Consider the following 24,351-nt stretch of genomic DNA (forward strand, 5'->3'; position numbering starts at 1 on the left):
TACCTTTTACTTTTTGGTAAACACCACACTGTTGACGATTTTCTGTGCTGTTATAAATGGCAATTGTCCAATAAAGGTAATTTCATTGCCATCTTTATCATAGGTATAAATTGTATTACGACCATATCTCAATGCTTTATCACGTTCGGGGGAATTTAATTGCTGACCACTTTTGTTAACATAAATGGAGAAATCGAATAAGCCGTCACTATATAAAATAGATTGACTAAATTCATTTTCAGCAATTTGATGATTGCTACGTTTTACCTCTTTAAATCCTTCAGGTAACGTTGTCACACGCCAATTGTAATTCAGTGCTTGAGTGGCTTTGGGGATCAACAATAGCGGGGGCATATTCACTTTATTGAGTGAATCTAACTCACTGATGATTTCTTTATTTTGATTAGCGGTGATCACCCGAAATTGTTCAATAACATCATTATTTTTATCAAGCAGATCGACCCTTAATGGCAAATATCTCTCTTCATCAATAAATAAGACATATTCATAACGGTCATTATTTTTTGATAGCACACGAACAACACGACTTGGAATGTCGCCGATATGCGTTCTTCCCGCATCAATAAAATTGTAATACTCAGCGAGTTCAGCAAAATTTTGATAAATGATAGCAGGGAGATAATCAACGATATGTTCATTACGCAAACTAAACGCATCTAAACCTGGTTCAAAATAACTGATTTCATTCCCTCGTTGCACGATTTCTCGACGAGTGCTATCCATCTGCATTAATTGTGCTACTGGTTTACCATCGACAAGTGCATGACGATAACGAATAGGAACAATACCTTGAGAATTGATATTAATAAAAGATAATTCGTAAGTAGCGGTTTGCGTTGTATTACCCATCTTTTGCAACAAAGCCTCGGCATTTCCTATTTGAGGTTGTGCCAAGGCTTGTGTTGGTATTGATAGGTAACCCGCTAAAAGTAAAGCGGATAACCATGATTTTTTCATTACGACTCTATTGTTCCTACACGTAATTATAAATTGATACCACAATGATTACTGAGCCTGTTGCTGAGTTGTGTTTTGCGATGCTACAGGCACTTCATCTTGTGGTGCATTGTAGATACGGCGATCTAACTCATACTGTTGCAACATAAGTCCAAGGCGTTGATTACGCTCTTGTAGACGTGTTTGTTGATTTTGGCCTAAATTATCACTTTGTAAATTTAAGCTGACTGGTGCTCCATTCCCCATAATAGGTTGAGTATTAAACACCGGCGTATCAACTTGGAAATCCTCAGCGCTATTGTTGCCATTATATTGCTGAACACCCACAATGACAGCTAATGACACACAGGCAGCAACACCAATTTGTGTTAACTGGCTAGCCCAAGGACGTAATTTTTGTAAGAAAGAGTGCTGACGCCATTGAGAAGGCGCAGGTTGCTGCTCTTGCTGTTGTTCAGGACTTATGCGGACTGGCTCATTTTCTAAAGCGAGTGCTACGCGACTTGCGATATCAAAGTGGATAACCTCTCCTACATCACCACGCATTGCATCACGAACTAAGTGGTAACGTTGCCATGTTTCTTTCATAGATTCATCACGGGCAATCGATCCCATTAATTCTTTATCAAGAACTTCGCCATCCATAAATGCAGAAAGTTTCTCTTTTTGCATGTAAAAGTACCCTTCAGTAAATGAGGGTTCAGCCATCTTATAACTCTTGTATTAATGGTTGAACCTTATTATCAATAGCTTCTCGCGCCCTAAAAATACGTGAACGAACTGTACCTACAGGGCAATCCATAATAACGGCTATCTCTTCATAGCTTAAGCCGTCAAGTTCCCGAAGTGTAATAGCAACCCTTAAATCTTCGGGTAACGACTCTATGGTTTGAAAAACTACTCTCCGTAACTCTTCAGACAACATTAAATTCTCAGGGTTCGAAATTTCTTTTAATGCGTTTGATGTTTCAAAATTTTCAACATCACTTGCATCTAAGTCATTTGAAGGCGGACGCCGCCCTTGTGCTACCAGATAATTTTTAGCTGTATTCACAGCGATGCGATAAAGCCACGTATAAAATGCGCTATCACCACGGAATGATCCAATAGCTCGATAGGCTTTTATAAAGGCTTCTTGTGCAACATCTGGCACATCACCCTGAGGTACATAACGGGAAATCAGACTTGCTACCTTGTGCTGATAGCGGATAACTAGCAAGTTAAACGCTTTCTGGTCACCCAGTTGTACCTTCTCGACCAACATTTGGTCCGTTAACTGCTCGCTCATTAGAGATGGACTCTCCCGAAGTCAAGCCTCAAACTATTTTTCAATGACTCCGTCATATTACTCTCGTTATTCCTTCTCGTTTTTATGAGCTACTTACGTTAGAGCATTAAAATAGAATGAAGTTCAATTCAATTATAATAATAAGAGATGAATCACAAAAAACTGTCGTTGTAATCACCAACCAATCTGCAATTTGCCAAGAAAAAAGCGATAACACAATGTGATAATTTAAATATATACCTTTATTTACAACAATATATACAATCTTAAACAATGTAATATTAACGGCAACATTAGTCTTTAATAATATAAATAAAAATCTGTGACCCAAGATTGGAACTGGGTTGTGTAATGACCGTCATTATTGCGGATAATCAGCTCTTCAATATTACATGGTTTAGTTTCGCCTTGATACTGTCTTTGAAAGGCTAGCAATATGCGATGGTAAGGCTTATCTGCACTATCTTTAATATTAACTCGCTGTACGACATTCCACCCTTTTCTTTGTGAGATTTCAATAAACTGTTCACCGATTAAATAGGGTAACACCACACAAAATAGGCCTTCATCTGTAATAAGTTGTTGTGCACTGTCAAGCAAACCTTCATGGGTCAACGTTTTCGTATAACGGGCTTGCTCGCGCTCTTGGTTACGGCATGCAACCGCTGGCTCAAAATAGGGTGGATTACTCACAATAAGATCATAGCGAGTTGGCGCTTGTTGCGCATATTGATAAATATCATGATGATAAATATGGATTAACGAACTCCACTGTGATTGTTGCGCATTTTCACTCGCCTGTAATGCGGCATCTTCATCAAGTTCAATACCATCAATACGCTCAACCTGCGGGGCACGTTGCGCTAACATCAAGGCAATTAATCCACTTCCCGTACCAATATCAAGCACCGTTTTTGCTTTAGTGATAGGCGCCCAAGCACCTAATAAAACGCCATCAGTACCCACTTTCATTTCACACTTATCATGAGCGACAAAAAATTGTTTAAATGTAAACCCGCCTTTGCGTAAACCTGCTTTCTTTACTTTCTTTTGCTTCATTGAATCGCTCTAATGATTTGTATAACTCTTTCTATTCTTAGAATGAACGCAATCCATATAATAGAAAAAGCGATATATGGTAAGATAACTTTTTTGCTACCTCTATCTTAACATTAAACGCTTTATATTCGATGCTTGCTTATTGACTTTAAGCCTAAAAAACAACACATAGCTGAAACAATCGATGATATATAATGTGATAGCGGTAAATCCTCTGGCTTTTAACAGAGGATAATGTCAAAATCCGCGCCCTAAATAGAGGTATACAATGACAGCCACGACATTTTCCAGTCTTGAACTTGATGAAAGTTTATTGACCGCATTAGAAGAAAAAGGATATCAACGTCCTACTGCTATCCAAGCAGAAGCTATCCCTGCCGCAATGGAAGGACGTGATATATTAGGCTCTGCACCAACGGGTACAGGGAAAACAGCGGCATTCTTACTTCCTGCTATTCAACATTTACTTGATTATCCACGAAAAAAATCAGGGCCACCTCGTGTTCTGATCTTAACCCCTACCCGTGAACTTGCTATGCAAGTCGCTGATCAAGCAAAAGAATTATGCGCTCATACCCATCTAGACATCGCCACTATCACCGGCGGTGTTGCTTATATGAATCACGCAGAAGTTTTTAGTGAGAACCAAGATATTGTTGTTGCTACAACAGGTCGCTTATTGCAGTACATCAAAGAAGAGAACTTTGACTGTCGTGCTGTTGAAATGCTGATCCTCGATGAAGCTGATCGTATGTTAGATATGGGTTTTGCTAACGATATTGAAACTATTGCAGGGGAAACTCGTTGGCGTAAACAAACATTACTCTTTTCAGCCACATTAGAAGGTAATGCTGTGATTGATTTTGCACAGCGAATTCTTAATGAACCGGTTGAACTGAATGCCGACCCTTCTCGTCGTGAGCGTAAAAAAATTCAACAATTTTACTATCATGCAGATAATCTTGACCATAAAACTGCCTTACTTGCACATTTACTCAAACAAGAAGAAGTTAAAAAATCGATTGTTTTTGTACGTAAAAGAGAGCGAGTCAGAGAGTTAGCCGCAGCATTAGAAAAACAAGGTATCAAAGCCAGCTACCTTGAAGGCGAAATGGCTCAAACACAACGTAACGAAGCGATTAAACGTGTAGAGTCTGGCAAAATGCATGTGCTGATCGCGACAGATGTGGCGTCTCGAGGTCTTGATTTAGAAGATATCACCCACGTCTTTAACTTTGACTTACCGCGCACCGCTGATGTTTATTTACACCGTATTGGCCGTACAGGTCGAGCGGGTCGTAAAGGGACTGCCATTTCATTAGTTGAAGCACACGATTATCCGCTACTTGGTAAAATTAGCCGTTATATCCAAGAGCCGATTAAATATCGTGTTGTAGCCCAATTACGTCCAGTAACTAAAGCCCCTAGTCAAAAAGCATCATTTAAGCCTTCTAAAAAAGTATTAGCAAAACGCAAAGCGAAAAAAGTAGAAGAGAAAAAAAACGTTAAAGAGAAAGTACGCGCACGCGATCGTAAAAATATTGGTAAACGCCGTAAAACCGCTACTGATAAAACCACCATCACTGCGGAAAAAACTAATCATATAAAAACAGAGCAACAATAATCTGTCTTTTTTACGTTACTTTGAACCATAATAATAAACCGTCGTTATTTAATAGCGACGGTTTTTTATCTTATCTTCTTTATTGATAAACAAAAAACCTGATATAAACATACCAGGTTCTATCATTACTTAATAATTTTTAGTGAAAATTACAGGCTTTCAGTGAAAGTACGAGTAATTACATCACGTTGTTGTTCTGGTGTCAGTGAGTTAAAACGCACTGCATAGCCGGATACACGAATAGTCAATTGAGGATATTTCTCAGGATTGTTAACGGCATCTTCTAATGTTTCACGACTTAATACGTTGACGTTTAGATGTTGACCACCTTCTACACGTACTACCGGTTTAGATTCTACCGGTACTTCACGGTATTCGATGTTGCCTAATGCATCACGGCTAACAACTTGGCCTTCTTCAAAGCCTTTTTTCGCACAAATACAACGTGCTTCGCCGTTTTCATCATCTAACAACCAAAAAGAATGTAATAAATCGTCGTTATCAGCTTTAGTAATTTGGATACCAGTAATCATTTCGACCTCCAATGTGGGCACAAAATCAAATTCTAATGGCATATCAGAATTTGGGTATTTGGTCTAACCAATGTTTCTGTTTACTTATATACCAGTATAAATGGCGTCATTCTTTGATAAATATCAATAAAATTGATAAGGACATAACGGGTAATGGTGCAAAGTCTTGTTTTAAATCAATAATTACAACCCATATAATTGCAATTTTTTTTGTAAATTTTCAAAAATTTTTTTAAATAACAATTAATTCGATTTTTTCGAGACGGAACATTTTCTTTCCATGGGTGAAATCGGTAAGCTTAGCCCCATAAGATATCAACAAGGATTTTATGTTATGACTACACCATTAACTTGGCATGATGTAATAGGTGCTGAAAAAGAAAAACCCTATTTTCAGCAAATTTTGTCTCAAGTCGCACAACAAAGACAAGCAGGCAAAATAATTTATCCTCCACAAGAAGATGTATTTAACGCTTTTCGCTTCACTCCCTTTGAAAATGTTAATGTTGTGATTTTAGGTCAAGATCCTTACCACGGCCCCAATCAAGCCCATGGGCTTTCCTTTTCTGTACGTCCCGGCGTTCCGGCTCCCCCTTCATTAGTTAATATGTATAAAGAGCTTGAACAAGAATACCCTGACTTCAAACGACCTAATCATGGTTATCTTGAGAGCTGGGCTCAACAAGGGGTATTACTACTTAATACCGTTCTTACAGTAGAGAAAGGCCAAGCTCACTCTCATGCTAACTATGGTTGGGAAGTTTTTACTGACGCGGTTATCGAACAAATTAATCAACGTCGTGAAGGCGTTATTTTCCTACTTTGGGGCGCTCATGCTCAGAAAAAAGGTCGTTTTATTGATACTAATAAACACTTTATCTTAAAAGCCCCTCACCCTTCACCACTCTCTGCACATCGTGGTTTTTTAGGCTGTGGGCATTTTAAACAAACCAATAATCTATTAGCGCAACAAGGACGCACGCCCATTAATTGGCAACTTGATCCTATTGAATAAGCTAGTGATAAAAACACAAAACCGCACAAAAGTGCGGTTTACTTATCCCACGCTCTGACTTATTGGCGCATTGATATAAGAATTATGGCTCTTATTTCGATACCACTACCATTGCTGGACGTAATAGACGACCATTTAAGGTATAGCCTTTTTGCATCACATCAACGACATGGTTTGCTTCATGCTCAGGGCTATCAATTAATGTCATCGCTTGGTGTACTTCAGGATTGAAGGCGACATTTTTTTCTTCAACGACTTCAATACCAAACTTACGCACCGCATCTAAGAATGATTTCAGGGTTAACTCTAAACCTTCAATCATCGGTTGCATTTGTTCATTTTCATGATCAGCGGCAGATAAAGCACGCTCTAAATTATCCAATACAGGTAGTAGCTCATTAGAAAATTTCTCAAGCGCAAATTTATGTGCTTTTTCAACATCCTGTTGAGTACGACGGCGAATATTCTCAATTTCGGCTTGAGCACGGATCATCGCTTCACGTTCCGTTTTTTGTGATTGCTGCAACTGTTTTTCCAGCTCATCAACGCGTGCAAGCGCTTGAACTAACTCAGCTTGTGCATCAAACTCCGCCTGAGCGTCTTCGCTTTTCACTTGCTCTTGAGATTCATTCATTACCGATTCCATTCCTTCTTTTTCTTTTGAGACTTGCTCTTCATGTACGTTTTGTTCTTTACTACTCATGAATATCTCCGCGTAGTTTTAGTATTCATCTTCATATTTAGTTTATTATGGGGATCAATAAACGGGTTTCAAGGAATAGGCGCTAAACGAGGGTAAAAAAAATGCCAGATAATACCGTAACGGAAGAAAAACAATTTAAATGCATTGGCATCGTCGGTCATCCCCGCCATCCTGAAGCACTTTCGACACATGAAATGCTCTATTATTGGCTCCTTGATAAAGGATATGACGTCATTATCGATACCCAAGTTGCTGAAGAATTAAAGCTCACCGATGCACAAACGGGCGATTTAACACAAGTCGGCAAACTCGCTGATCTGGTTATTGTTGTTGGGGGTGATGGCAATATGCTAGGCGCCGCCCGTGTTTTATCGCGCTATAATATCAAAGTGATTGGTGTAAACCGCGGTAACTTAGGTTTTCTGACCGATCTTGATCCTGATAACGCATTACAACAATTAACTAATGTATTAGCAGGCCATTATCGTGAAGAAAAACGCTTCTTACTTGAAGCTCGCGTCTGTGCTGAAGGACAAAGAACACGGATTGGCACCGCCATTAATGAAGTCGTACTTCACCCCGGCAAAGTGGCGCATATGATTGAGTTTGAAGTCTATATTGATGATCGTTTTGCATTTTCACAACGTTCTGATGGTCTAATTATTACCACACCAACCGGATCGACGGCGTATTCACTCTCTGCAGGTGGCCCTATTCTTACACCTAATCTTGATGCGATTGCGCTGGTTCCGATGTTTCCCCATACGCTCTCTTCACGCCCTTTAGTCATTAGTAGCGACAGTCAAATTCGCTTAAAATTCTCACAAACCAATATTGATTATGAAGTCAGTTGTGATAGTCAGCTTGTATTACCTATCAAAGAAGGGGATGAGGTAATTATTAAGCGGAGTCGACAAAAACTTAACTTAGTCCACCCAACTGACTACAACTATTTTAATACACTCAGCTCAAAATTAGGTTGGTCAAAAAAAATGTTCTGATTTTTGTGCCTCGCTACTTTACTGTATAAAAAACCAGTTTATACTGTATGTAATTACAGATATGTTTTTATACAGGAGAGGCACTATGCTGACTCAATTAACTATTAGTCATTTTGCCATAGTCCGTGAACTTGAAATCGACTTTTCTGGTGGCATGACCACAATTACCGGTGAAACGGGCGCAGGTAAATCTATTGCGATTGACGCATTAGGCTTGTGTTTAGGAAACCGTGGTGATGCTAATATGGTTCGCCCTGGTGCCACTAGAGCGGATTTATGCGCACGATTTTCACTCTCTGATACCCCTTCCGCCCAGCGTTGGTTAGAAGAACATCATCTTGACGATCATAACGAATGCCTATTAAGAAGAACCATTGCAGCAGATGGCCGCTCTCGTGGTTTTATTAATGGTACTTCTGTCCCTTTGTCTCAACTAAGAGAGCTTGGCTCATTGCTGATCCAAATTCATGGGCAACATGCTCATCAACAACTGTTAGAGCCTCGCTACCAAAAACATTTACTTGATATCTATGCTAATGAACCTGCTTTATTAAAAAAGATGAAAGCGGCTTATCAAACCTGGCATCAGAGTTGCCAAACCTTAGCGACTTTTCAACAACAATCTTTAGAAAGAGAAGCAAGGCAACAACTGATTGATTATCACTTAAAAGAGCTTAACGAGTTCCAACCTGTCGCGGGGGAATACCCTGAATTAGATCAAGAATATAAAAGGTTATCTAATTGTGGTCAATTTCTGACCTTGAGCCAAAATAGTTTACAGATCTTAAGTGATAACGAAGAACAAAATATTTTAAGTATGCTGAATGTGGCCAAACATGAGATCAGCGAACTTTCCACAATGGAGAGCCAATTTAATTCACTGTTAGATATGCTGGAAGAAGCAAGTATTCAAATTAGCGAAGTGAGTGATGAACTACGCCACTACAGTGATCGTTTAGAAATGGATCCTAACCGTTTATTCGAATTAGAAAAACATATTTCCAAATATATTAGTCTATCTCGTAAACATCGTGTCACCCCTGAAGAGCTATATGAATTGCATCAACAATTAATTGAAGAAAAAGAGGCACTATTACGCCAAAATGATGACTGTGATGCATTAATGGAACAAGTTAAAATTGATCATGCAGCTGCATTGGACGTGGCAAAACAACTTCATCAAATTCGTCAACAGTATGCACACGAATTAAGCCAGTTGATTACCAATAGCATGCATCAATTATCAATGCCTCATGGCTATTTAACTGTAGATACATTGTTTGATGAAAATGTCTTACAAATTGATGGTGCGACAAAAGTTGAGTTCAATGTCACCACCAACCCGGGGCAACCTCATCAAGCTCTCTCTAAAGTTGCATCTGGCGGTGAGCTATCACGTATCGCTCTTGCTATCCAAGTGATCACCGCAAAAAAAATGGATACACCCGCGCTGATTTTTGATGAAGTGGATGTTGGTATTAGTGGACCAACAGCAGCTATTGTCGGTAAATTATTGCGTGAATTAGGCGAATCGACACAAGTTATGTGTGTTACTCACCTACCGCAAGTAGCAGGTTGTGGTCATCAACACTATTTTGTTAATAAAGAGACTAATGGTGAAGAGACAGAAACCACCATGAAGCTGTTAACTAAAAAAGAGCGTTTACAGGAGTTAGCCCGCTTATTAGCAGGAAGTGAAGTGACTAAAAACACCCTTGCTAACGCAAAAGATCTGCTGGCAGCCTAACGATTAACAAACTTTTATCGATATTTAGGGTCTTAGGCAGAGCGTGAAAGGTTTTCAATTGCTGCATTGTCGATTATCATCGTCACTATGACCCTAAAAGGAATGTAATAGCCATGCGTTTTAAACTGTTAAAAGTTGCCGCCTTATCTTTAGTCGTAATGACTTCAGGTTGCTCGATGTTCGAAAGACTGGTTTATCACCCAGATATCAATCAGGGTAATTATTTAACACCAGCCGAAGTCGCCAAAGTTCAACAAGGAATGACACAGCAGCAAGTTCAATTTGCCCTCGGAACACCTATGCTGAAAGATCCTTTCGGAACTCAAACTTGGTATTATGTTTTCCGTGAACAGCCAGGCCATCAAAAAGTGCGTCAAGAAACTCTGACACTAACATTTGATAATAATGGCATACTGACTAAGATTGATAAACAAGGTGATATGCCGAGTTTTTCTAATCAAACCAGTAAAGACTAATCTCACTATACGATTGGCAAAAACGAACTGCACCCCATTTGTAATTCAACAATGGGGTGTGTTTTATAACCAACATATCGACGCAATCAATGAGATACAATGATTTGATTATGACGTGGTGAAAATGTTAACTATTCAGTTTTTTGGCGTGCTTTTTCAGCGCGTTTACGGCGCATCTCTTTAGGATCAGCGATTAACGGTCGATAGATTTCAACGCGATCGCCATCACGCACATTATCACTCAATTTTGCTGGCCGACTATAGATACCCACTTTATTTTTAGTTAAATCGATATCATTACAAATCGTTAAAATATTTGAGGCAATAATTGCTTGTTCAACAGTATCCCCCAGTGTTAGCTCCACAGGGATAACATATTGTTTATCTGGTAACGCGTAGGCTACCTCAACCCATATTTTAGTCACGATAAATCTCTTTCGCTCTTTGAGTAAACGCCTGCACCATATTATTTGTTAAGTCTTTAAAAATACGGCCAAAAGCTAACTCAATTAATTTATTGGTGAACTCAAAGTCTAGCTGAAACTCAACCTTACATGCATTATCATCTAATGCGGTAAATACCCAGCCTCCGGTTAGTTTACGAAAAGGGCCATCCACAAGACGCATATCAACACGTTCATTGGTTTTTAAAAAATTATGGGTAGTAAATGTTTTACTGATCCCTGCTTTAGAAACCTGAACAGATGCAATCATTTCTTCTGGAGTGCTTTTGATCAGTTTACTTCCAACGCATCCTGGTAGAAAATCAGGATAAGTAAGAACATCATTCACTAGTTTAAACATTTGCTCTGCACTAAAAGGAACTAGAGCAGATCGACTAATCTGAGGCATAGTTATTCCTGTACGACAACACTGTGTGCGATCATATCATTGAACAGTGATTAAATAAAAATCTAATGGAATATAGCTTAAGTTTTACGCAATTGAAAAGAAAACAGACGCTTAAATGATTTCTTTCTATTGCTCATACAGTATAATGTGGAAATTATGACAAAGAAAAAATCACACAAACCCGGCTCTGCCACTATTGCACTCAATAAACGTGCTCGCCATGAATATTTCATTGAAGATGAAATCGAAGCGGGACTGTCGTTACAGGGCTGGGAAGTTAAATCACTGCGTGCGGGTAAAGCCAATATCAGTGATAGCTATGTAATCATGCGTGATGGTGAGGCGTACCTGTTTGGTGCCACCATTACACCGTTAAACGTTGCCTCTACTCATGTTGTTTGTGATCCGACACGTACGCGTAAACTGTTATTAAAACAACGTGAATTAGCTAATCTCTATGGCCAAATAAACCGTGATGGTTACACCGTGGTTGCCCTTTCCTTATATTGGAAAAATGCATGGTGTAAAATCAAAATTGGCGTAGCTAAAGGTAAAAAAGATCACGATAAGCGTGACACCATAAAAGATCGTGAGTGGAAATTAGACAAAGCACGGATCATGAAAAATGCTAACCGCTAAATTGCGTTAACTACTAGCAATAGCAGGTATTTTTCTGATATACTCACTTTCAACAACTTGGGGCTGATTCTGGATTCGACGGGATTTGCGAAACCCAAGGTGCATGCCGAGGGGCGGTTGGCCTCGTAAAAAGCCGCAAAAAGATAGTCGCAAACGACAATCAATATAAAGCACTAGCAGCTTAATAACCTGCCTAGAGCCTTCTCTCCCTAGCTTCCGCTCTTAAGACGGGGATAAAGAGGAGTCAAACCCAAAAGAGATCGCGTGGATGCCTAGCTTGGGGTTGAAGCGTTAAATTTAATCAAGCTAGCTTATTTGTGGCGTGTCTGTCCGCAGCAAGTAAGTGAATTTAAAGACTAGACTAAGCATGTAGTGCCGCGGATGTAGAAATTTCGGACGCGGGTTCAACTCCCGCCAGCTCCACCAAATTTGGTGGATCAGTGATAGGACAACGGTTTCAAAAACAAGAAGTTAGCGAAATCATTAAGACTATACACTGACAACAAAAGGACTTGAAAGTGCACGCGAAATGCACGTACATTTGAATAAAGAGCCCCAAGGGCAACTCCTTGGGGTTTTCTATTTGTAACAATATGTAATAAAATATTTCATTCAATCCCTTCGTTAGAAAGAATTTCTGAGCAATATTAATTCATTAAATACGAAATAATATGCATATCACCTAATCCTCTTGCTTAACACGTTAAGATGATAACCCCTTTTATTTGTATGTCTTATTGGTTCCTTATTGTAGGATAGATGTAACCCACAATAAGGGATTGCACAAATGAGAATGACTCAGCACAGCAAGTGAAATTATCTAGAATTAAAACTTTCAAACGCATTGAAAATAAGAATTATTACCATTAATATGGGTATCCTATAAAATAGGACTAATTATTCATTAGGAGCTGAATATGACTAAAAAATATTATATTCATAATATGTTCTGGGGCTATTTTATGATGTTGGTGATGATTTATCTTAATTATAACGATCACACTATTGAAAGCGTATTAATGCTAACTTTAAGCATACCTAGTGCAATTTTTTTTCCTTTCTCCAAGATGCTTATCGAAAAATTCACATTAAAATATACAACAAAAAAATTCTGGAATACTGGATTATTTATAAATACACCAGCTAAACATGGTGGAGTAGCTCTATACCACTTATTTTGTTTTATATTTTCAATTCCATTTAGCATGATATATCTAGCTCTATATTTCACAAAAAATAGGATAACCAATTAAAATCGATTATCCTATTAGCCTACATATTAAATACCTATCGCACTGCTGACTTTTTCAACCAAAGCATCGTCAATCAAGGCACTAACTGTTGCAATGATGAGGGCATACCCTAAAATTCCAACAGGCCCACCGACAATTAAACTAAAGGCAAAGGCTGTCAATGCCACTGCTGCCATACCAGCAGTAATTGCAGTGGCTTTAACAAAAAATGGACGCCAATTTCCTGTTTTAACCGCTTTTTTAAATTCAACAAGTAATTCCACGGCATTAATCGCGTGATTGGTATATCCAAGCCCTTTACTAAATTTACCTAAGTTTGAAGCTAACTGTTTTGCATCAATAGATTCTAATGCTTTTATAATAGCAGCTCTATCTTTGGCATTAATTTTATTATTAATATTCTGCCCATATTTTTCATATGTACGCAATGCATCCTCTACACTTCTGATTGTTTTTCCTTTTGCTTGTTCTGCTAATTCTCTAGATAATTGAGCCGCCTTTTTACCAAATTCTTGAGTTACTTTCTCATAAAATGAAATTGTAAATTTCACACCATCTTTGATGTCATTAAACTCTTTTTCCTGCTGAGGACGAGGATCTTTATCCTTCAGTTTAATTGCAGGAAAGCCTGAATAAACATATAAAGGGGGTAAATTTGAATTTTTAGGAAACACAATGATTGCATCATTAAATTGATGCGGATATGGTACATCTATCCTTTTGTTTTCTACCTTATTAGGTAATTCTATTTTTTCTGGATATGAGAATTTTTTATTTTCATTTGAATGTTTTTGAATAATATTTCCTTGTAAACCAAGGCCGCTAGGGGAACTAGTGGGCCTAAGTAAATATTCTATTCCTAAATTCTTTATATCTACATGATAGCTATTAGCAGCGTAATTAACTTTATATACAGGAACTTCTTTTGTCACCAATACACCATCAGTTCCAACTAACGCGGCATTCGCTTTATTGTTTTCTTTAATTATAGCCATTCTTGCATTAACATTAATTGTTCCATTGTTTTTTGCAATTTCATTAAGTTTTCCAGACATCAAATCAGGATTATTAATTAAGTTTTCTGCAGGAATGGTAGACATAAGGTCAAACTCATTAAATGAATTATTATCAAATTCACTAAACTCCATAAATTTTACTGAGTTCACCTTATTATCATCAATACGGTTTTCTTTGCTGTATAAACTAATAACAGACTCTATTAATTTATCTTGAATTAAATTAATAGCATCCTTTGTAAGAAAATATTTCTTTTTAAATGTCTCTAGTTGCTCAATAACAACGCCATTGAAATGCATCACACCTTTATTTGTAACTAATTCTTCCTTATTTGAGCTGTTAGTTAGTTTATTATTATTGCTAGAAATAATAACGGGTATTTGCGGTTTATTCACTTTAAATTTAGTATTTGGATTAAAAGGTGATGATCCGCCATTACCCATATTAGGAAATGGATATTCATCTTTATCACTATCAGCAAGAGTGGGTATTTTTGACCAAGGTAAGTTATTTGATGTAGCTGGCGTCACAATTAAACGTTCCACCCCATTATCTACACTGACCACTCCCCCTTCAGTGATCCAACCACCATCTTCATCAGCCCCTCCTTCCGTATCATAAATTAAGCCATTTTGTTTTATATCACGAATAATATCATCTGGGAGCGATGGGTATTGATCAACGTTAGCTCTTGTAATAAGCATATAAACTCCTTTTTATGTTTGATAGCACACAAACCCTGTGTGTAAATACAGTATATACAGAGAAAATATCGTCAGACAACCTGTTTGTTTCGGCTATATTCGGAATAATTATCATTATTCTTTAGCTCTTCCTTGAGCCAAATAAATATAATCAATCAATTATCAATTTCTGGTGCGCTATTGATATCCTGATTTTCTTCTTCTTTTTGTCTGCATTCTTCTTCCGCTTTCTGCGCTTCCTCCATCTCACGCATTCTCACGTTATAGATGGATTGCTCAGGCATCTGTACACGAACGGAAATAAAACGACCATCAGGGATATCTATTGGGTCGCCGTCTTTGTAACCATCAATATCATTACGGGCGAATTTAGGTGCGTTAGGGTGAGTTCGATGATACGTTCTCACGAGGATAGAACCGTCCTCCATAACTTCAGAGTCTACCCATATCAACGGCTGTTTATTAACATCAAGTGGAATTTCAATACCACCATCGACACCGCCCCAACCTGCATCTGAGTTAAAGCCTAAAACACCTTCGATGAAATATTCACCTTGAGCTACTCGAGTAACCGTAGCACCTTCTGATTCGTCGTTAGTGATGAATGAACCATCAGAATTGATATTAATTATTGGGGAGGCTTTCTTAATAAACCCTTGCGGAGCTATTGTGAATGAGTACCCGCCACTCATCCGCAAGTAACGGGTATCGTTTTATTTCATCCCTTAAAAAATTAAGGCATTCTTAACGTGACAATGAATGCTGTATATCCGGCTGCAGCATCTTCCTGAATATTTTCAATGGCCAACTGATTATTTTCTGATATTTTGTTCTCATTAAATAATTTAGTTTTGCCTGACCAAGATGCACTTCCATCTGGACGGAATCCAGGATTCAGCCAGTGACCACCATCGATACCTGAAATCCACAGATTACGCTTTGTTGCCTCCTGACACACTTCAATTGCAGCTTTTGGTGATAAGTACATGCAGGCGTTGCCTTTTAATTTAAAGAATTCTTCACCATTGTTATATAATACGTTGTAATCAAATAATTTTTTTTCCATCATTGTTTCTCCCATTGAATTCGTGAGTCATCAATCCATCTAGGATCATTTTTATTACTAATCTGTGCTACTTCTCCGGTGCGATCATTCACCACCACATATTTTCCTGGCTCACCATACACTGTGGCTGGATCATTACGACCTAAACCATCATCCGTATTTTTAGGTCTACGCTGATCAACAGATTTTCCTTTAGCACCTTTAGCAATAACATCTTGGATATCTTTTTCACTCCAACCACGTCCTCCCATCTGGTCTTGAATTTTTCCTTCAATTTTAATTTCCGAAGAATTGTCTTTTTTCCCTGTCGACAAATAGATCGGTTTTATCCCTAATTCCCACGGAAAAATCAAAATCACGGGCTCTCGCAATATCGACTGTCTTTTTTCATTTTCGCTGAAAAAAGTAGGTGCTTCTAACGGCAATTCATTAAATCTTGAAATATCATACACCTTACCAGGTAGATACCTATGCCTTTTCGGTTGAGGTGGGGCGATACCTTTTAAAATCGTCGCATTGCCTATTTGAACCTTTCTTTCTTGTTTTTCATTTGGTAACGTATAGGCAAAAACACCTTTCTCGGCCGTTTTTCTCGCTTCTACCACGCGTGTTTTAACTGGGGTCTCCGTTTTCACTAGTTCAATTTGCTTTGCTCCGTTCACCCCCTTTTCAACAATAACGGCAGACGTATTTATCATGCCTTTTTGTTTCGCTATTTCTCTTAACTGAGTTTCTTTCGGAATATTTAATACCCTACCTTCCCTCGTTAATGCGGTTTCTCTATTTTTAGGGTATTCATCATAAATCATGGCTGGGTAGCGATCACTGCCTTCACCCACCGGAGGTGAGTACAACATCAGCCCTGCCCCTAAACCCAGTGCCCGACCTAAAATCGCTCCTAACGTTTCTATTGCTGTTGTTGTACTAGCAGTGGTTAACGTAGGCGTAAAAACAGCAACAGGCGCGAGTGTCGCTTTATTAAGCGTTTTTCCTGGAATAAGCGTCGATTGTGCGGAGGTGATAGCCAAATTTAACTCTGAGGGGATTGGTTTATTGATATAATTACCCTGAGTGAAATGTGTAATCGAATCAAAAGTATCAATCGCTTTCTTTAATGCAAATCTCTGCATGCCAATAAATTGAGCATAACGTTGCATAAAGATTTTATGCGCTTTAGCGTACTCCCCTGAATGATAGAGATCCATCATCTCTTTGCAATGCTTATCTTTAGTCAAAAATTGGCAGTCCATTTTGCCACAGACAGGACAAATATTTCTTTTCATCAAATCCAATGACTTGATAATGGGTAGCCTTTTTTCATCCATAAAAATTTCCTTATTCATTTATCTGGATAAAGATAGAGTATATTAAATGCTCGACAAGCTAAGTATGATTTACACTGTGTATAAAAACAGTGCATGTAGCGTAAATACCCTCAGGCAACCCATTTATTTAGGCCGCATTAGGAATGATTATTATTATCATTTAATTTTCCCTTGAGCAAAATAAATATAATCAACCCATTATCAATTTTGGTATCTTATTGGGTCCTAATTTTCTTCTTCTTCTTTTTGTCTGCGTTCTTCTTCCTAATCAACGGATACAATATTGTTCGTCGGAATATCAGGAAATTCATAAAAAACATAATATTCAATGTTCTATGAGAGATAGTTATGACTGTTATCAAAATACATTAGCAGAGTGAGTCAATAGGATATTAAAAATAGAATACTAGTTAATAAAGCCGAGAAATTTAGAACAAGATCAGAGATTGGTTGACGAATCAATACAGATATAGTCATTACTAGCTATCAAACCGTGGAGCTAATACCTCTCGATTGCCATTACAATTTTGTTCACTAACGATACCCTGTAATTCTAACTGCTCTATAATCCTTGCTGCTCTGTTATAACCGATTCGAAATTGTCTCTGAATACCTGAAATAGAAACCCACTGTTTTCCTACCGTAAATTCAACTACTTGAGCAAATAATGGGTCAAGCTCTTCAGCTGACATATTTGTATTCTGGACATCATCATAAAGATTAAGATAACTCACGCTTCCCCATCGTTTACAATAATCGACCGCATCCCTAATATCTGAATCACTCACATAAGCACCTTGAATTCTTATAGGCCCAGAGAAACTCGGTGATACAAATAACATGTCACCCAAACCAAATAGTGACTCAGCGCCATACTGTCCAAGAATTAAATTAGAATCAGCCCTAGACGATACAGAAAGAGCAATACGTGTAGCGATATTAATTCGAAGCTGTGAACCGATACTGGTGGATACAGGGCTACGAGTCGTTAGTATTAGATGAATGCCAACCGCATAACCTTGCTGACTCAATAGAACTAACATCTCTCCTATTTGTTTATACTCGCCAATGAGTTGAACATAATCATCAACACAAACAACAATTTCAGGCTCACTGTCTAAATAAGGATGCTCACTATAATTTTTATTAGAGCGCCCAAAAGGATCAGGTATAGGCTTACCTAACTCTTTTGCATTTGATATTACCTTATTGTAACCACTCAAATTGCGCTGATTTAACGCACTAAATAATTTTTGACGGCGTTGCAATTCAGAGACTAAAAACGATAATGGCTTTATTGATTCAATAGAATCAGAGGCAACAGGAAACAATAAGTGGGGTATATCGTTGTATAAACTGAGTTCAAGCTGGCTTGTATCAAACATCACAAAGCGAACTTTATCCGGTGGGTTTCTGTATAAAATGCTCATTACCAAGGAATGCATTAACATTGACTTACCTGAGCGCGTTACACCTGTAATAAGTAAATGTGGCATTTGAGCCAAATCCCAGCCTATTGGTTCTCCTATAATATCTTCTCCTAACATGACAGAAAGGGAAGATAACCCATTGTTTTCGTTCCATTGATTAAAGCATTCAATAAAAGGCACCGCTCGACGATATGTGTTAGTCACGCGCAATCCGATATAAGGTGTACCCGCAATAAAATCAATAACTTTTATATCAACGACGCTCAGGGAACGACACAATTCTGGCACTAACGCTATCACTTGAGAGACTTTTATCCCTCTACCCAATTCGATTCTAAAGAGGGTAAATGTTGCGCCTTCATCATAACCGACAACCTCACCTCTAATTTGGTATTGCAAAAAGCAAGACTCGATCGCTTGAGCCATTAAATCCAATTCTTGAGATGACCAGCAAAGCTCAGAGGTATGAATAAACGGTTGTGCCATCAATTTCTCCCATCTAGGGGGGGTTAATTCAGTAAATTAGAGTCACCTTCGATATTTCAGCGATTACCAATCACCCCAATTGATATTTCTTAAAGTTCTCGGCTTGTTCCAGCACACTTTTATATACTTCATCATTGGCCACTGGCGGAAAACCATAACGATGTAATAACAAAATCAAGTCAACTTTCAGCTTCGCTTTGATATCTTCCCGGTTGCTCCAGTCAGGGTATTGTGTGCTGTCATCGACAATAAGTTTCATGTCCTTAGCAAGTGCCAGCATTTTGTCGTCATCGTAGGTAAAATCGTATTTCTGGCACATATGCTGCAAAATATCGAGAAAGGCTTTCTCCTCCATATCGATGCCGATATCCTCAAATGACATCATTTCTGCCTTGATGTCATAAATCATATCCGCCATTTGTGCAGTGAAATCGTCGAACTCTTCGCCATTGAGCACATCATTTTCTTTGCGTTGGTTATACTGCTCAACCAATGCTTGGAAACGCTTAGAGAAATTAATCCCTTGCAGCTGATTGACCTTTTGGAAATCACTAATGGCCTTTTGGAGCATCTTTTGCAACAGTTGCATTTTAGTATTCGGCAACTTGATTTTATTGATACGAGCCATGTATTCATCATCAAAAATATCGATATTTTCAGCTTTTTCGTCCCCTAAAGTGAAGATCTCTTCCACGCCTTCGGCTTTAAGGGCTTCCGCTATCATCTCACGTACTTTTTGATTCATCTGCGCCGTATCTGGGGCATCACCTTTGGTTAATTTATAGACTATAGAGCGTACAGCCAAATAAAAATGGATATGTTCACGTTCATCTTGGGTGATATCTTCACTGCCCACGCAAATATCATAAGCGGCTTTCAACCGCTTTACTAAGCCCATAAAGCGCAGTTCAACTTTCTTGGTTTGCAGGACAAACTCAGCCGCCCGATTAAGGCAGTCTAATTGCCGTGTTGGCGAGCCTGAAAAGTAATCGCGACTATCGAATTGATGAAATACCTGTGAAAGCAAATTGAGGTGATTACGGACTTCTACAATGGATTGCTGAACATCTTCAAAGTTAGACTTATCGGCTTTAGAATACATCGCCAGCGCCATATTCATACGGCTTTTAATCCCGATATAGTCAACAACCAGCCCCTTCTCTTTCCCCTCAAAACGACGATTCACTCGAGAAATGGTTTGAATAAGGTTATGCTTTTGTAGCGGCTTGTCGATATAGATGGTATCTAGCTCAGGCACATCAAAGCCCGTCAGCCACATATCCACCACAATGGCGATTTTAAAGTTGGATTTCGGGTAATGCGCCCGTTAAGGATGCGTTGCTTTTTTCGATAGTGGATAATGCAGTATCAATAATCACCGCGATATCATCTTGTTTCGCACGCTCTTGGACATAAGACCAACGGGATACTTGTGGTAAAAAGAAAACGTTATCTTGTTGATAGAAAACATCCATATCAACAAAAGCTTCCTGACCATTTTTGATTAATTGGCTGCGTTTGGCTTCGAATTTATCACTGATAAATTTCAGGAACACCAAACTGAGTACCACATGCTTATACTCAGAAGATTCAACACTGCCTCGCAGTTGATTAGCAGTATCCCAAAGGGTTTCTTCAAAGCCTTTGGTTGTTTTCTTCGCGGGTGATTTAGCCATGTCGATAGATTCTCTTTTTTATCAGTTATTATCGGCAAGCGCTAAGTTAGCTTCGGTTATTTTTACGCTAACTGCCGATAATATATACAAAATAGGTTTGGTTAAGATTATCTCATAAAATCAGGTTGGTTTGGGTGGTAAAAGCTAAATTATATCAACCTAGATACCCAATATTTATTGCTGAGCGTTAGGAGAGTAAAACTGATAATCAACAATATCTGCACCAATAGGCCCTGTTTTTGCTGTAACCCATACGGTTCCCGTATTTTCCTTGGTTTTCGATTTTGGATCTCTAATACACCAAAAAACCCATTCCCCTGTATAAATTTCTTTTATCCGTATACCATATTCACATTGAGGGGCTTTAAGACGTTCAGGCCCTGGCGAGACGATATGATATTGTGTTTGGTAGTGAATTGTTTGGTCTAATGATAAATAAGCAAGCACATTAAAAGTTGGAATAATTATCATAAGGCCAAGAAAAGCCCCCCAATAATCACTGATAACATACTTTGATGGGCGAAAAAAAGGGTGCCATATTCCCCCAATAATCCCTGTGAAAATAGCAAAAATAATAATAATCGTCCATTTAGGAAACCATTCAAATAATACAATGTTATCGCCTAAATAAAGCGACAAAAATAGATAAGCTAACCAAGAGCAGTACAGGATAACAAAGATGTAAGAAGGTAATGATTTTTTCTTGCTGCCTTTACTATATGATTTGAATTGGTATTCCATAAAAACCTTAATTTATTTCCCTAAATTAATGACAACCCGGCTGATTATAGTTACTTATATTCTTGTATAGCAATATCGTGTTGACTAGGGTACTTAATTAAATTTGTTACCCATACTCCAAACCAGCTATCTATTTACTGGCATAATCGATTGTAGAAGTAAGCAGAAGTATTAACCTTAGCGTTCATTACACTGAAATATATAGGTCATCAACAGGAAATATTCCGAATGGATAACTTAACGGAACATCGCAATTCATCTTTGGCAAATTGGCTTCCAGATTTTTTTAAACAATGGCCTAAAAATATCGATTGGTCTAGAGAAAAAAAGCACACCAAAATTGATATCAATACAGCAGAATTAACTCAGTTTCTCAACCAACTGTCTGCTCCCCTTAAATTAGTACAGCATCGTGCTTTATCGTTTGATCCATGGGAAGTAGCAGGCCTTGAACGTAAAGAAGTTCGCAATACAGCCATCCTTGCTTGGCTTCTTGATCCTAAGGGGACTCATGGTTTTGGTAGATTACCATTGCAAACACTGTTACAGATAATACGGCACAACAAAAATGATATTCCAAAAGATTATCATCACTATTGTCGAGTGCAAGTTGAAACCAATCCAACTGGCGATTGCACCAATCGTGTTGATATAGAAATCGATGCTGATAATTTTCTTCTATTTATTGAAGTAAAAATTGATGCTAATGAACAGCCAGAACAAATAGCCCGATACTGTAAGGATGCCAAACAGCGTTCCATGTCACGGCCATGGGCTGTTGTCTTTTTAACACCACAAGGAAAAGAATCACAGACCCGTGGTAAAGACTTTAAATCTGAATATGTGCCATGTTTATCATGGCGCCAACTCGCCAGTAGTTTGGAAGATCCCTTGCAATCGCACTATAACGAATTCATTTCTGCTGATAACTACTCTCCATCACGCCAAATAGCAGCACATGCCGTATTTTGCTTTCTTAATCGAATTCGTCAATTTTAATTCAAAGGAATAGATATGAATAAACTCAGTGAAACAGAACGCCAAGCGGGTGTACAACTTCTCTCACAACTGAAAATGTTTAACGAGGCGGTTGTTTATTTTGACCAACATATAGAACCTGCTTTTTGGAAAAGTTTTGATAAGTGTATTGACCGATTTATCAAAAATAATAATTGGGCAGGTGATGCTGATTATGAAAACAAAGGGTATTGCTGGCTCGCACCGAAAAATTGGCTTATTGAAGATGATAACTGTAAATATTATTTTGCAACTAGTACAACTGTTGATGAAGAACTCGACTATACCTTAGCCGTTCTGACTGGTCAGGGCATTGAGCAAGGGAATTTTGGTTTCGAATTTCAATTGAATGCCGCGCATTTTGGAGGAGCCAGAAAACTGGCTAGTTATAACAATTCAATGTCTGAAAAACATAAAGAAGACAAAGAAAAATTAATAAAAATAGGCTTAAAAGATCAGGTAAAAGGTAACTATTTTATTCCTATCATAATTGATTCAAAATTACTTGCTGATTGTTGGGCGCTCAATGGTGAATTCCCAGTAGAGCATGAGATTTTTTCTCCGCTTAGAAATGCCCTTGAGATACTATTCGAATCAACTAACACATTGGATAATATGTTCCGAGATGCCATTGAAGTGAGTGAATAAGCTTCGATGATGATTATCATTTAGTATGGTTAGGCTTTTTGGTTATTAAATTCGCAGCTAAGCCAGCGGGCAAATGCCATAGCCCGTTTTTCAAAGTCTGCTATGCTCTCTCGAGGTTTAATACTAATTTCTAATAGGTAATCCATATCTTCCGCTAATGCAGGATACCGTGAATTAAATTTGGCGCGGTACTCATGGAGAGAGTCCGGCCAGTCATTATCTTGTTCACTACGAAGGATGTTGGTTGCTCTGATAAGCTTTCGTGCAGCCGAGCGCCGAAGCTGTAACTTTTTATTTTCATTAGAAGATGCTTTTATTTGAATGACTAGTTTGTCCAAAACCTCCATAAAGTCACCATTCACGGCCACTGCAATAGCTTTTGAAGGTTTGAAAGCTTGAAAGTGATGGCTTAAGTCCTCGCCATAAACGCAGTGACAATGATGTTTAATCCAGTATCCCCAACTGAGTACATTATCTGGATCGAGAACCTGTTCTAACAGACCACAATCAAAATCAATTTTACTGATAACGGGATTGTTTTTTTTCAAGAACAGACTGAACAGTTGCAAATTGCTCTTTAATAGTCTGATCAGGTTCATATTTGAAAATAACTGTCATATCCAGATCAGACTTACCTACTTCTGCCCGGCCTTCAGCTACACTTCCGTATACGTATAGACTGTGTATAAGCTTAGGAAAGTAACGTGTTAGATTTGTCACAACACATTCAATTATATGTGAGAATTCAGGTTGAATTTCCGCGCGTCTTGGCTGGGAAATAAAATCATTATGATCGACGGCCATCTTTTCTCCTGTTTGCTAATGTTATTTTTCCTGATAACAGGCATTTTGAACCTGAAATTGTTGTATCCAAACTATTATGCCTTAATATCCACTCCTCTCTTACAGTAGCATTTTTCACGAAAACCATAAATCAGCATAATGGCTAACACACCTGCTATCTGATCCGCAGACTTCCGCCGACTATTGGGTTTTATGCACTTGAACGCACCATTTATATCACTGGATCCTCAAAGAACGTGGCAACTGGTTTGAGAAGACTAATAAGCTTG

General features: G+C 38.3%; 25 protein-coding genes, 1 other RNA gene and 3 pseudogenes. 11 read left to right on the forward strand and 18 right to left on the reverse strand.

The annotated features are described in order from the left end of the window. Positions 1-6: 6 nt before the first annotated feature. The 4 genes from rseB to trmN all read right to left on the reverse strand — a co-directional run bounded on the left by rseB (position 7) and on the right by trmN (position 3,325). Positions 7-978: a sigma-E factor regulatory protein RseB gene (rseB, locus tag PMI_RS09340; protein ID WP_004243896.1), complete on the reverse strand. Its 972-nt coding sequence runs from the start codon at positions 976-978 to the stop codon at positions 7-9. Between the two features lie 48 nt (positions 979-1,026). Beyond that, complete coding sequence (rseA, locus tag PMI_RS09345) at positions 1,027-1,650, reverse strand: anti-sigma-E factor RseA (protein WP_012368140.1); 624 nt, start codon at positions 1,648-1,650, stop codon at positions 1,027-1,029. Between the two features lie 37 nt (positions 1,651-1,687). Beyond that, complete coding sequence (gene rpoE / locus PMI_RS09350) at positions 1,688-2,266, reverse strand: RNA polymerase sigma factor RpoE (protein WP_004243899.1); 579 nt, start codon at positions 2,264-2,266, stop codon at positions 1,688-1,690. A gap of 300 nt (positions 2,267-2,566) precedes the next feature. Then, positions 2,567-3,325 carry a tRNA(1)(Val) (adenine(37)-N(6))-methyltransferase TrmN gene (gene trmN / locus PMI_RS09355; protein WP_012368142.1) on the reverse strand — a complete coding sequence of 253 codons (759 nt, stop codon included), beginning with the start codon at positions 3,323-3,325 and terminating at the stop codon, positions 2,567-2,569. 268 nt (positions 3,326-3,593) lie between these two features. Between trmN and srmB the strand changes: the two genes are divergently transcribed. Beyond that, complete coding sequence (gene srmB / locus PMI_RS09360; protein WP_004243902.1) at positions 3,594-4,949, forward strand: ATP-dependent RNA helicase SrmB; 1,356 nt, start codon at positions 3,594-3,596, stop codon at positions 4,947-4,949. A gap of 149 nt (positions 4,950-5,098) precedes the next feature. On the opposite strand, the gene grcA is transcribed toward srmB, so the two are convergent. Further along, the gene (grcA, locus tag PMI_RS09365; RefSeq protein WP_004248459.1) at positions 5,099-5,482 is read right to left on the reverse strand and encodes an autonomous glycyl radical cofactor GrcA; all 384 of its coding nucleotides are present in this window, start codon (positions 5,480-5,482) and stop codon (positions 5,099-5,101) included. A 334-nt stretch (positions 5,483-5,816) separates the two neighbouring features. On the opposite strand from grcA, the gene ung reads away from it, so the two are divergent. Continuing rightward, on the forward strand, positions 5,817-6,497 hold the full coding sequence (gene ung, locus PMI_RS09370) for a uracil-DNA glycosylase (protein ID WP_012368143.1): 681 nt from the start codon (positions 5,817-5,819) through the stop codon (positions 6,495-6,497). Positions 6,498-6,588: 91 nt separating this feature from the next. Here ung and grpE read toward each other — a convergent pair whose 3' ends face one another. After that, entirely contained in the window at positions 6,589-7,200 is a 612-nt protein-coding gene (grpE, locus tag PMI_RS09375) for a nucleotide exchange factor GrpE (protein ID WP_012368144.1), read from the reverse strand. A 101-nt stretch (positions 7,201-7,301) separates the two neighbouring features. On the opposite strand from grpE, the gene nadK reads away from it, so the two are divergent. The 3 genes from nadK (at position 7,302) to bamE (ending at position 10,424) form a co-directional block, all read left to right on the forward strand. Beyond that, positions 7,302-8,201, forward strand: coding sequence for an NAD(+) kinase (gene nadK / locus PMI_RS09380; RefSeq protein ID WP_004243910.1), 900 nt, complete (start codon positions 7,302-7,304; stop codon positions 8,199-8,201). Positions 8,202-8,286: 85 nt separating this feature from the next. Continuing rightward, entirely contained in the window at positions 8,287-9,948 is a 1,662-nt protein-coding gene (gene recN, locus PMI_RS09385) for a DNA repair protein RecN (RefSeq protein WP_012368145.1), read from the forward strand. A 113-nt stretch (positions 9,949-10,061) separates the two neighbouring features. Beyond that, complete coding sequence (gene bamE, locus PMI_RS09390; protein WP_004243912.1) at positions 10,062-10,424, forward strand: outer membrane protein assembly factor BamE; 363 nt, start codon at positions 10,062-10,064, stop codon at positions 10,422-10,424. Between the two features lie 131 nt (positions 10,425-10,555). Here bamE and PMI_RS09395 read toward each other — a convergent pair whose 3' ends face one another. Continuing rightward, positions 10,556-10,849, reverse strand: coding sequence for an RnfH family protein (locus tag PMI_RS09395; RefSeq protein WP_004243913.1), 294 nt, complete (start codon positions 10,847-10,849; stop codon positions 10,556-10,558). After that, complete coding sequence (locus PMI_RS09400) at positions 10,842-11,276, reverse strand: type II toxin-antitoxin system RatA family toxin (RefSeq protein ID WP_004243914.1); 435 nt, start codon at positions 11,274-11,276, stop codon at positions 10,842-10,844. The genes PMI_RS09395 and PMI_RS09400 overlap by 8 nt, the downstream gene beginning before the upstream one ends. A gap of 156 nt (positions 11,277-11,432) precedes the next feature. On the opposite strand from PMI_RS09400, the gene smpB reads away from it, so the two are divergent. The 3 genes from smpB (at position 11,433) to PMI_RS09410 (ending at position 13,168) form a co-directional block, all read left to right on the forward strand. Further along, entirely contained in the window at positions 11,433-11,915 is a 483-nt protein-coding gene (gene smpB / locus PMI_RS09405) for an SsrA-binding protein SmpB (RefSeq protein WP_004243915.1), read from the forward strand. Positions 11,916-11,974: 59 nt separating this feature from the next. Continuing rightward, positions 11,975-12,341, forward strand: a transfer-messenger RNA (tmRNA) gene (gene ssrA / locus PMI_RS19020). Between the two features lie 491 nt (positions 12,342-12,832). Continuing rightward, a complete protein-coding gene (locus tag PMI_RS09410) occupies positions 12,833-13,168 on the forward strand; it encodes a colicin E1 family microcin immunity protein (protein WP_050955852.1) in 336 nt (111 codons plus the stop codon). Positions 13,169-13,194: 26 nt separating this feature from the next. Here the strand turns inward: PMI_RS09410 and PMI_RS18765 are convergent, their stop codons facing one another. The 8 genes and pseudogenes from PMI_RS18765 to PMI_RS09450 form a co-directional block, all read right to left on the reverse strand. Beyond that, positions 13,195-14,889 (reverse strand): colicin-like pore-forming protein, encoded by a 1,695-nt coding sequence (locus PMI_RS18765; RefSeq protein ID WP_012368147.1) that lies wholly within the window; start codon positions 14,887-14,889, stop codon positions 13,195-13,197. 155 nt (positions 14,890-15,044) lie between these two features. Then, positions 15,045-15,581: a phage tail fiber protein gene (locus PMI_RS09420; RefSeq protein ID WP_050955853.1), complete on the reverse strand. Its 537-nt coding sequence runs from the start codon at positions 15,579-15,581 to the stop codon at positions 15,045-15,047. 41 nt (positions 15,582-15,622) lie between these two features. Further along, a complete protein-coding gene (locus tag PMI_RS09425; RefSeq protein WP_012368149.1) occupies positions 15,623-15,958 on the reverse strand; it encodes a colicin transporter in 336 nt (111 codons plus the stop codon). Beyond that, complete coding sequence (locus PMI_RS19495) at positions 15,955-17,280, reverse strand: colicin E5-related ribonuclease (RefSeq protein WP_012368150.1); 1,326 nt, start codon at positions 17,278-17,280, stop codon at positions 15,955-15,957. Before PMI_RS19495 ends, PMI_RS09425 begins: the two co-directional genes overlap by 4 nt. A gap of 479 nt (positions 17,281-17,759) precedes the next feature. Then, positions 17,760-19,196, reverse strand: a complete 1,437-nt coding sequence (locus PMI_RS09435) for a DNA translocase FtsK (RefSeq protein ID WP_012368151.1) — start codon at positions 19,194-19,196, stop codon at positions 17,760-17,762. A 70-nt stretch (positions 19,197-19,266) separates the two neighbouring features. After that, a pseudogene (locus tag PMI_RS09440) lies at positions 19,267-20,511 on the reverse strand (type I restriction enzyme endonuclease domain-containing protein); the annotation flags it as partial. After that, positions 20,507-20,872, reverse strand: a pseudogene (locus PMI_RS09445) (type I restriction-modification system subunit M N-terminal domain-containing protein); the annotation flags it as partial. The pseudogenes PMI_RS09440 and PMI_RS09445, both read right to left, overlap by 5 nt. A gap of 174 nt (positions 20,873-21,046) precedes the next feature. Continuing rightward, positions 21,047-21,613 carry a hypothetical protein gene (locus tag PMI_RS09450; protein ID WP_012368152.1) on the reverse strand — a complete coding sequence of 189 codons (567 nt, stop codon included), beginning with the start codon at positions 21,611-21,613 and terminating at the stop codon, positions 21,047-21,049. A gap of 228 nt (positions 21,614-21,841) precedes the next feature. Here PMI_RS09450 and PMI_RS09455 point away from each other — a divergent pair, with 228 nt between their 5' ends. After that, the gene (locus tag PMI_RS09455) at positions 21,842-22,612 is read left to right on the forward strand and encodes a PDDEXK-like family protein (protein ID WP_012368153.1); all 771 of its coding nucleotides are present in this window, start codon (positions 21,842-21,844) and stop codon (positions 22,610-22,612) included. Positions 22,613-22,627: 15 nt separating this feature from the next. Next, the gene (locus PMI_RS09460; RefSeq protein ID WP_012368154.1) at positions 22,628-23,278 is read left to right on the forward strand and encodes a hypothetical protein; all 651 of its coding nucleotides are present in this window, start codon (positions 22,628-22,630) and stop codon (positions 23,276-23,278) included. 29 nt (positions 23,279-23,307) lie between these two features. On the opposite strand, the gene PMI_RS09465 is transcribed toward PMI_RS09460, so the two are convergent. Both PMI_RS09465 and PMI_RS19645 read right to left on the reverse strand, forming a co-directional pair. Continuing rightward, positions 23,308-23,847: a hypothetical protein gene (locus PMI_RS09465; protein ID WP_226693030.1), complete on the reverse strand. Its 540-nt coding sequence runs from the start codon at positions 23,845-23,847 to the stop codon at positions 23,308-23,310. After that, on the reverse strand, positions 23,798-24,082 hold the full coding sequence (locus tag PMI_RS19645) for a nucleotidyltransferase domain-containing protein (protein ID WP_223293358.1): 285 nt from the start codon (positions 24,080-24,082) through the stop codon (positions 23,798-23,800). The genes PMI_RS09465 and PMI_RS19645 overlap by 50 nt, the downstream gene beginning before the upstream one ends. 158 nt (positions 24,083-24,240) lie before the next feature. On the opposite strand from PMI_RS19645, the pseudogene PMI_RS19650 reads away from it, so the two are divergent. Beyond that, a pseudogene (locus PMI_RS19650) lies at positions 24,241-24,336 on the forward strand (hypothetical protein); the annotation flags it as partial. Positions 24,337-24,351 lie beyond the last annotated feature (15 nt).

It is taken from the genome of Proteus mirabilis HI4320 (genome assembly GCF_000069965.1).
GTDB lineage: Bacteria > Pseudomonadota > Gammaproteobacteria > Enterobacterales > Enterobacteriaceae > Proteus > Proteus mirabilis.